The organism is Streptomyces rimosus subsp. rimosus (assembly GCF_000720725.1).
Classification (GTDB): domain Bacteria; phylum Actinomycetota; class Actinomycetes; order Streptomycetales; family Streptomycetaceae; genus Streptomyces; species Streptomyces rimosus_A.
The window spans coordinates 46,839-53,482 of record NZ_JOCQ01000056.1 but is presented as its reverse complement, the minus strand read 5'-3'; the positions used below and the strand labels follow the sequence as shown (position 1 = coordinate 53,482).

Below are 6,644 nucleotides of genomic sequence, written 5' to 3'. Positions count from 1 at the left end.
CGTGATCACTACTTTAACGGCTTTTCCCGGTGACTCATAATCGAGTCGGCGGACCGAATTCCGGCATGCCGAAATTCATCCCGTTCGGGAGTCGTGCAGGTAGTGATTGTGCCGCCGGTGCGGCGTGAAGGGTCGTCACGGCGCCGGTTGGCTCCGTGGCAACTCGGAGAACACTACACGAGGGAGTTGGGGGCTTCAAACCCGCCTCCGGGGGCGGTCGGGAGCGTACGGTGGCCTGCATGACAACGCGTGCGCTCGCACAGCAGTGGTGGCCCGCCTGACGGCGGCCGCCCCCAGCGCATGCAGACGACGGCCGCCGCCCCGGCGGCCGTTTCGCGTATCTCCTCGCAGCCGGCCGGTGGGCACGGCGGTCCCGGGACCGGCAGGACGGGAGACGAGAGATGACGCGGACGCGGATCTTCGGCGGGGTGAGACCGACCGAACATCTGACTCTGGCCGACTACCTGGGCGCGTTGCGCCGCTGGGCGGACGAGGACCAGCACCGTGCGGAGGCCCTGTTCTGCGTCGTGGACCTGCACGCGCTGACCGTGGACCACGATCCGGCGCGGGTGCGCAGGCTCAGTCGGCAGGCCGTCACGCTGCTGTTGGCGGTGGGGCTCGATCCACGGCAGTGCACGGTGTTCGTACAGAGTCACGTCGCCGAGCACACACGGCTGGCGTATCTGATGGAGTGCACGGCCGGCGACGACGAGATGCGGCGCATGGTCCAGTACAGGGAGAAGGCCGAGCGCGAGCGGGCGCGGGGCGGGAGCGTACGGCTGTCGTTGCTGACGTCACCGGCGCTGATGGCGGCCGATGTCCTCGCGTACGGGACCGACGAGGTGGCGGTGGGTGAGGGCCAGGCACAGCACCTGGAGCTCACGCGGGACCTGGCGGTCCGCTTCAACCAGCGGTACGGGCAGACCTTCGTGGTGCCGAGGGCAACGTGTCCGGCAGAGGTCACGCGGGTGATGGATCTCCAGGACCCGGCCTCGGCGATGGGCACGTCGCCCGCCCGCAGGGCCGGGGTCGTCCATCTGCTCGACGAGGCGGAGGCGGTGCGCGAGAAGGTCATGGGTGCGGTGACGGATGCCGGGCCGGACGTGGTGTACGACCGGGCTGCGCGGCCGGGGGTGGCGAACCTGCTGGACGTACTGGCGGCGTGCGACGGAGGTGATCCGGAGAAGCTGGCGGCTGAGTACGACTCGTACGGCGCGCTCAAGAAGGACACGGCCGAGGCTGTGGTGGAGCTGCTGCGGCCGGTGCGGGAGCGGCACGCGGAGCTGGTGGCGGACCCGGGGTATGTGGACTCCGTCCTGCGGGACGGGGCCGGGCGGGCGCGGGGGATGGCACGGCCGCGGGTGGATGCGGCGTATCGGGGGGTGGGATTGCTGCCGGTGGGCTGAGCCCGGCGGGGGCGTGGTGGTGGCCTTGGGGTGGGGGCGTCCCGTACGTACGAGGGCGGGTCTCGTACGTACGGGTGGGGTCGGCCCCTGCGTACGGGCGGTCAGCCGTTGCCGGAGGCGAGTTCGCGGCTGCGGTCGCGGGCCGCTTCGAGGGCGGCGATGAGGGCGGCCCGTACGCCGTGGTTCTCCAGCTCGCGGATGGCGTTGATGGTGGTGCCGGCGGGCGAGGTGACGTTCTCGCGGAGGGTGACCGGGTGCTCGCCGCTGTCCCGGAGCATGGTCGCCGCGCCGATCGCGGCCTGCACGATCAGGTCGTGGGCCTTGTCGCGCGGCAGGCCGAGCAGGATGCCGGCGTCGGTCATCGCCTCGACGAGGAAGTAGAAGTACGCCGGGCCGGAGCCGGAGAGGGCGGTCGCGGCGTCCTGCTGGGACTCCGGGACGCGCAGCGTCTTGCCGACGGTGGCGAAGATCCCCTCGGCGCGGGTGAGGTGCGCGGCGGTGGCGTGGGTGCCGGCCGAGATGACGGACATGGCCTCGTCGACCAGGGCGGGGGTGTTCGTCATGACCCGTACGACGGGGGTGGCCGCGGGCAGCCGCTCTTCGAAGAAGGCGGTGGGGATGCCGGCGGCGCCGCTGATGACGAGGCGGTCGGCGGGGACGTGCGGGGCCAGCTCGGTGAGGAGGGCGCCCATGTCCTGCGGTTTGACGGTCAGGATGAGGGTGTCCGCGGACTTGGCGGCCTCGGCGTTGGTGACGGGGGTGACGCCGTAGCGGGTGCGGAGCTGATCGGCGCGTTCGGGGCGGCGGGCGGTGACCATGAGGTCAGTGGGGGCCCAGCCGCCTCGGATCATGCCGCTGAGGAGGGCTTCGCCGATTTTTCCGGTGCCGAGTACGGCGACCTTCTGGGTCATGTTGCGGTTCACCTCGCCGGTGGGGCTTCGGGGGTTGCGGTGGCCGGCGTGCGGCCGGTCCGTTACTTCTGCACTTCTGCTCGGTCATCGTCGCATCGTGGGGGTTCGGGGGGTGGAGGCGTTCACGTTGTGGGCAGGGTGGGGGGCAGGGGTGGGGCGGAACGCAGCCGGAAATGCCTGGGGTGAATCACGGGCCTCGGCTGGATTCGGCTGGGAAATCCCCTGGCCGTCGGCCGGATTCCATCGGCCGGATTCCATCGGCCGAGCCGCCCGTCATACGGCCGCGTTCACGGCGTACGCCGTCGCAGCGTCGTTGTGCTCAGGGCCAGGATTCCCAGCGTGCAGGCGGTGACGATGGTGATGTCCCGGAGGAAAACGGTGGTGAGGGCGGGGTGGGTTTGGAGTTCGGTCATGCTGTCGACCGCGTAGGACATGGGGAGGATGTCCGAGAGAGTTCTGAGGGCCGGCTGCATGGTGTCGCGCGGGGTGAACAGGCCGCACAGGAGGAGCTGCGGCATGAGGATGGCGGGCATGAATTGGACGGCCTGGAATTCGGATGAGGCGAAGGCCGAGACGAGGAGGCCCAGGGCCGTGCCGAGGAGGGCGTCCAGGACGGCGACCAGGAGGAGCAGCCAGGGGGAACCGCTGATGTCCAGGTCCAGCAGCCATACGGACAGGGCGGTGGCGAGGGCGGACTGGACGATGGCGAGGGCGCCGAAGGCCAGGGCGTAGCCGCCGAGCAGGTCGGCCTTGCCGAGGGGCATGGCGAGGAGGCGTTCGAGGGTGCCCGAGGTGCGTTCGCGGAGGGTGGCGATGGAGGTCACCAGGAACATGGTGATCATCGGGAAGACGCCGAGCAGGGAGGCTCCGACGCTGTCGAATGTCCGGGGACGCGCGTCGAAGACGTAGCGCAGCAGGGCGATCATCACGCAGGGGACGACCAGCATCAGGGCGATGGTGCGCGGGTCGTGGCGCAGCTGCCGCAGCACGCGGGCGGCGGTGGCCAGGGTGCGGGCCCCGGAGAAGGGCGGCGCCGCGGTGGTCATAGGGGCGCTCCTCGGGTGGGGGTGGTCATGCGGGGTGCTCCTCGGACGGGCGTACGGGGCGTTCCTCGGGGCGGGCAGGGGCGTCCGTGGCGGCGCGTTCCTCCGCCGCCGTCCGAGTGCCGGCGCGTTCCGCCGCCGCTGCCTCGTCGACCAGGTGGAGGAAGGCCTTCTCGACGGTGGCCGTACGGGTTCGGGTCCGCAGCGCGTCGGGGGTGTCCTCGGCGAGGATGCGGCCCTCGCGCATCAGGAGCAGCCGGTCGCAGCGCTCGGCCTCGTCCATGACGTGGGAGGAGACAAGGAGCGTGGCGCCGCGTTCGGCGGCGAGGCGGTGGAAGAGCTGCCACAGGTCGCGGCGGAGTACCGGGTCCAGGCCGACGGTGGGTTCGTCGAGGACGAGGAGTTCCGGTGTGCCGAGGAGGGCGACGGCGAGGGAGACGCGGCTGCGCTGGCCGCCGGAGAGGTTGCCGGCCAGGGCGTCGGCGTGCCGCGTCAGGGCGACGTCCTCGATGGCGCGGCGCACCTGCTCCCGGCGGGTGGCGCGGGCGGCCCGTCCGGGGTGCAGGACGGCGGCGAAGTAGTCGAGGTTCTGGCGGACGGTGAGGTCGCCGTATACGGACGGGGCCTGGGTGACGTAGCCGATGCGGGGGCGCAGGCGGGCGTGGCCCGCGGGGCGGCCGAGTACGTCGAGGGTGCCGCCGACCTTGGCCTGGGTGCCGACGACGGCGCGCATCAGGGTGGACTTGCCGCAGCCGGAGGGGCCGAGGAGGCCGGTGATCCGGCCGTGCGGGACGTCGAAGGTGAGGTCGTCCAGGACGGTGCGATGGCCGCGTACGACGGTGAGGGCGCGGGCCCGGACGGCGGCGGGGGCGGTCGGGGCGGCGGAGGCCGTACCGGCCGGGGCGCGACCGTAATTCATCATGTGTTGAATATTGCGCGGATGGTCCGGGGCGTCAAGGCGTCCGCGGTGGGCGCGCCCCGCGGGCGCCGTAGCGATCGGAATCGACCGTTCCTGTTCGCTGACTCCGCGTTTACATGACGGTTACACAGCGACTCGCGCAAAGTCATGTCCCCCTGGACAGAATGAGGTTGACCGCCCAACCATCCGTGCCGGAACAGGGGGCTGACGCCATGCGCCGCGTGCTGCTGTTCGTCCTGGCAGCGCTGCTGGCATTCCCGGTGGGTGGCGAGAGGGCGTACGGGCGGGTGGCCCAGGGCCGGACCACGGTCGCGGCCGGTGGCGCGGATGCGGCCAGGGGCGGCGTACGAGCTGCCGTGGCGCCGTACGCGTACGAGGACGGCGGCCCGGCGGACCCGACGGCCGAGCGCTGCCCCACCGGCCGCGCCACCCGCTCCGCGACCGGCATACCGGCCTCCCATCCCGGCGACCAGACCAGGTGCGCGAGCGACCCGACGGTCCCGCCCGCCGAGGGGCCGCCGCCGGCCGCCCCGGTCACCGGCAACCGCGCCGTACCCCTGATGAGGTCGGGACAACTGCCCGTCAGTCATCGCGTCTTCCGCTGCTGAGCGGCTGTCGGCAGCCGTAAGCCGGCAGCTGGCAGTCGGCAGTCGACCGCTGGGCACCGGCACACCGAACACCGGCATGCCGGGCCCCGCCCGGACCCCGCGACCCCGCCCGGACAGCCGCCCCGCGCCCCCGCAGGCCCCTGTGGCCCCCGTGGCCCCCGTGGCCCCCCGATTCACGGACATCCGTCCCTCTCCCCCGCACGGCGCACCTTCGCGCCATGCGGTCCGTCGCAACGCCCTGGAGGCACCGCATGCGAAAAATCATGGCCATACGCCCGGACTTCACCGCTTCCCTCGTCGTCTTCCTGGTCGCCGTGCCGCTGTGCGTCGGCGTGGCCGTCGCCTCCGGCGTCCCGGCCGAACTCGGGCTGGTCACCGGCATCGTCGGCGGGCTGCTCACCGGCTTCCTGCCGGGCAGCAGCCTTCAGGTGAGCGGTCCGGCGGCCGGGCTGACCGTCCTCGTGTACGAGGCGGTGCAGGAGTTCGGGCTGAGTGCGCTGGGCGCGCTGGTGCTGGCGGCCGGGGTGCTTCAGCTCGTCATGGGGGCGCTGCGGCTGGGGCGGTGGTTCCGCGCGATCTCCGTGGCCGTCGTGCAGGGCATGCTCGCGGGCATCGGGCTCGTCCTGATCGCCGGTCAGCTGTACGCGCTCACCGACGCCAAGCCGCCCGGCAGCGGTCTCGCCAACCTCGGCGGCCTGCCGGAGCTGGCGGCAGACACGATCTGGTCGGACCAGGCGCTGACCGCGACGGCGATCGGGGTCGGCACCATCGCCGTCCTGGTGCTGTGGCCGCGCTGGCGGCGGGCGGCCCGCGTCCTGCCCGCGCCGCTCGCGGCCGTGGCCCTGGCCACCGCCGCCGTCGCCGCGCTCCGGCTGCCGGTGGCGCGGGTGGAGGTCGAGGGGCTGCTGTCCGCCGTACAGCCGCCGGGCGGCGCGGACTTCGCCCGGCTGGCGGGGGTCGGCGCGGTCGGTACCGTGCTGGCCTTCGCGCTCATCGCGTCCGCCGAGTCGCTGTTCAGCGCGGCGGCCGTGGACCGGCTGCACGACGGGCCCCGTACGGACTACGACAAGGAGCTGATGGCGCAGGGGGCGGGCAACGCGGCGTGCGGGCTGCTCGGCGCGCTGCCGATGACCGCGGTGATCGTACGCAGCTCAGCGAACGTACGGGCGGGGGCGCGGACGAAGGCGTCGCGGGTGCTGCACGGCGTGTGGCTGCTGCTGTTCGCGGCGGCGTTCCCGGCGGCGCTGGGTGTCGTGCCGCTGGCCGCGCTGGCGGGGGTGCTCGTGCACGCGGGCTGGAAGCTCATCCCCGTACGGGATCTCGTGCCGCTGTGGCGGGAGCACCGGGGCGAGGCCGTGGTGCTCGCGGTGACGGCGGTGGCGATCGTGGTGACCAACATGTTCGAGGGCGTCGTCATCGGGCTGCTGATGGCGGTCGCGAAGTCCGCCTGGGAGACCTCGCACGCGCACCTGGAGGTGTCCGGGCTGGAGGATCGCGGGCCCGGGGCGGGGCCCATCCGTGTGCGCGCCTTGGGGAACGCCACTTTCCTGCGGCTCCCCAGGCTGCTGGACCAGTTGGAGGCGCTGCCGCGCGAGCGTGCCGTCGTACTGGACCTCTCCGGGCTGCGCCATCTGGACCGTGCTTGTGCGGCGGCGCTCGGCAGTTGGGCGGAGCGGCGGCGGCCGGGTGGTGGGCCCGTCGGGCCGGCACCGGCACCCGGACATAAGTGTGGATAGCCACCGTTAAGCGGAAGGGGG

Annotated in this window: 6 protein-coding genes; 3 read left to right on the top strand and 3 right to left on the bottom strand. The window is 72.7% G+C overall.

Features of this window, described 5'->3' with window-relative positions; genetic code table 11:
* Positions 1-401: 401 nt before the first annotated feature.
* Complete coding sequence (trpS, locus tag IH45_RS0126350) at positions 402-1,406, top strand: tryptophan--tRNA ligase (RefSeq protein ID WP_030673360.1); 1,005 nt, start codon at positions 402-404, stop codon at positions 1,404-1,406.
* 101 nt (positions 1,407-1,507) lie between these two features.
* On the opposite strand, the gene proC is transcribed toward trpS, so the two are convergent.
* The 3 genes from proC to IH45_RS0126335 form a co-directional block, all read right to left on the bottom strand.
* On the bottom strand, positions 1,508-2,317 hold the full coding sequence (gene proC, locus IH45_RS0126345; RefSeq protein ID WP_030673357.1) for a pyrroline-5-carboxylate reductase: 810 nt from the start codon (positions 2,315-2,317) through the stop codon (positions 1,508-1,510).
* 287 nt (positions 2,318-2,604) lie between these two features.
* Positions 2,605-3,363, bottom strand: coding sequence for an ABC transporter permease (locus IH45_RS0126340; RefSeq protein ID WP_030673356.1), 759 nt, complete (start codon positions 3,361-3,363; stop codon positions 2,605-2,607).
* Positions 3,364-3,388: 25 nt separating this feature from the next.
* The gene (locus tag IH45_RS0126335; RefSeq protein ID WP_078897789.1) at positions 3,389-4,282 is read right to left on the bottom strand and encodes an ABC transporter ATP-binding protein; all 894 of its coding nucleotides are present in this window, start codon (positions 4,280-4,282) and stop codon (positions 3,389-3,391) included.
* A 209-nt stretch (positions 4,283-4,491) separates the two neighbouring features.
* On the opposite strand from IH45_RS0126335, the gene IH45_RS1000000148105 reads away from it, so the two are divergent.
* Together IH45_RS1000000148105 and IH45_RS0126325 are read left to right on the top strand one after the other, a co-directional pair.
* On the top strand, positions 4,492-4,887 hold the full coding sequence (locus tag IH45_RS1000000148105; RefSeq protein ID WP_030673352.1) for a hypothetical protein: 396 nt from the start codon (positions 4,492-4,494) through the stop codon (positions 4,885-4,887).
* A 263-nt stretch (positions 4,888-5,150) separates the two neighbouring features.
* Positions 5,151-6,623 (top strand): SulP family inorganic anion transporter, encoded by a 1,473-nt coding sequence (locus IH45_RS0126325; protein WP_394298712.1) that lies wholly within the window; start codon positions 5,151-5,153, stop codon positions 6,621-6,623.
* Positions 6,624-6,644 lie beyond the last annotated feature (21 nt).

Excerpts from the sequence above, each read along its gene's own strand:
- trpS (WP_030673360.1), top strand. The coding sequence starts at position 402 with ATGACGCGGACGCGGATCTTCGGCGGGGTGAGACCGACCGAACATCTG.
- proC (WP_030673357.1), bottom strand. The coding sequence starts at position 2,317 with ATGACCCAGAAGGTCGCCGTACTCGGCACCGGAAAAATCGGCGAAGCC.
- IH45_RS0126340 (WP_030673356.1), bottom strand. The coding sequence starts at position 3,363 with ATGACCACCGCGGCGCCGCCCTTCTCCGGGGCCCGCACCCTGGCCACC.
- IH45_RS0126335 (WP_078897789.1), bottom strand. The coding sequence starts at position 4,282 with ATGATGAATTACGGTCGCGCCCCGGCCGGTACGGCCTCCGCCGCCCCG.
- IH45_RS1000000148105 (WP_030673352.1), top strand. The coding sequence starts at position 4,492 with ATGCGCCGCGTGCTGCTGTTCGTCCTGGCAGCGCTGCTGGCATTCCCG.
- IH45_RS0126325 (WP_394298712.1), top strand. The coding sequence starts at position 5,151 with ATGGCCATACGCCCGGACTTCACCGCTTCCCTCGTCGTCTTCCTGGTC.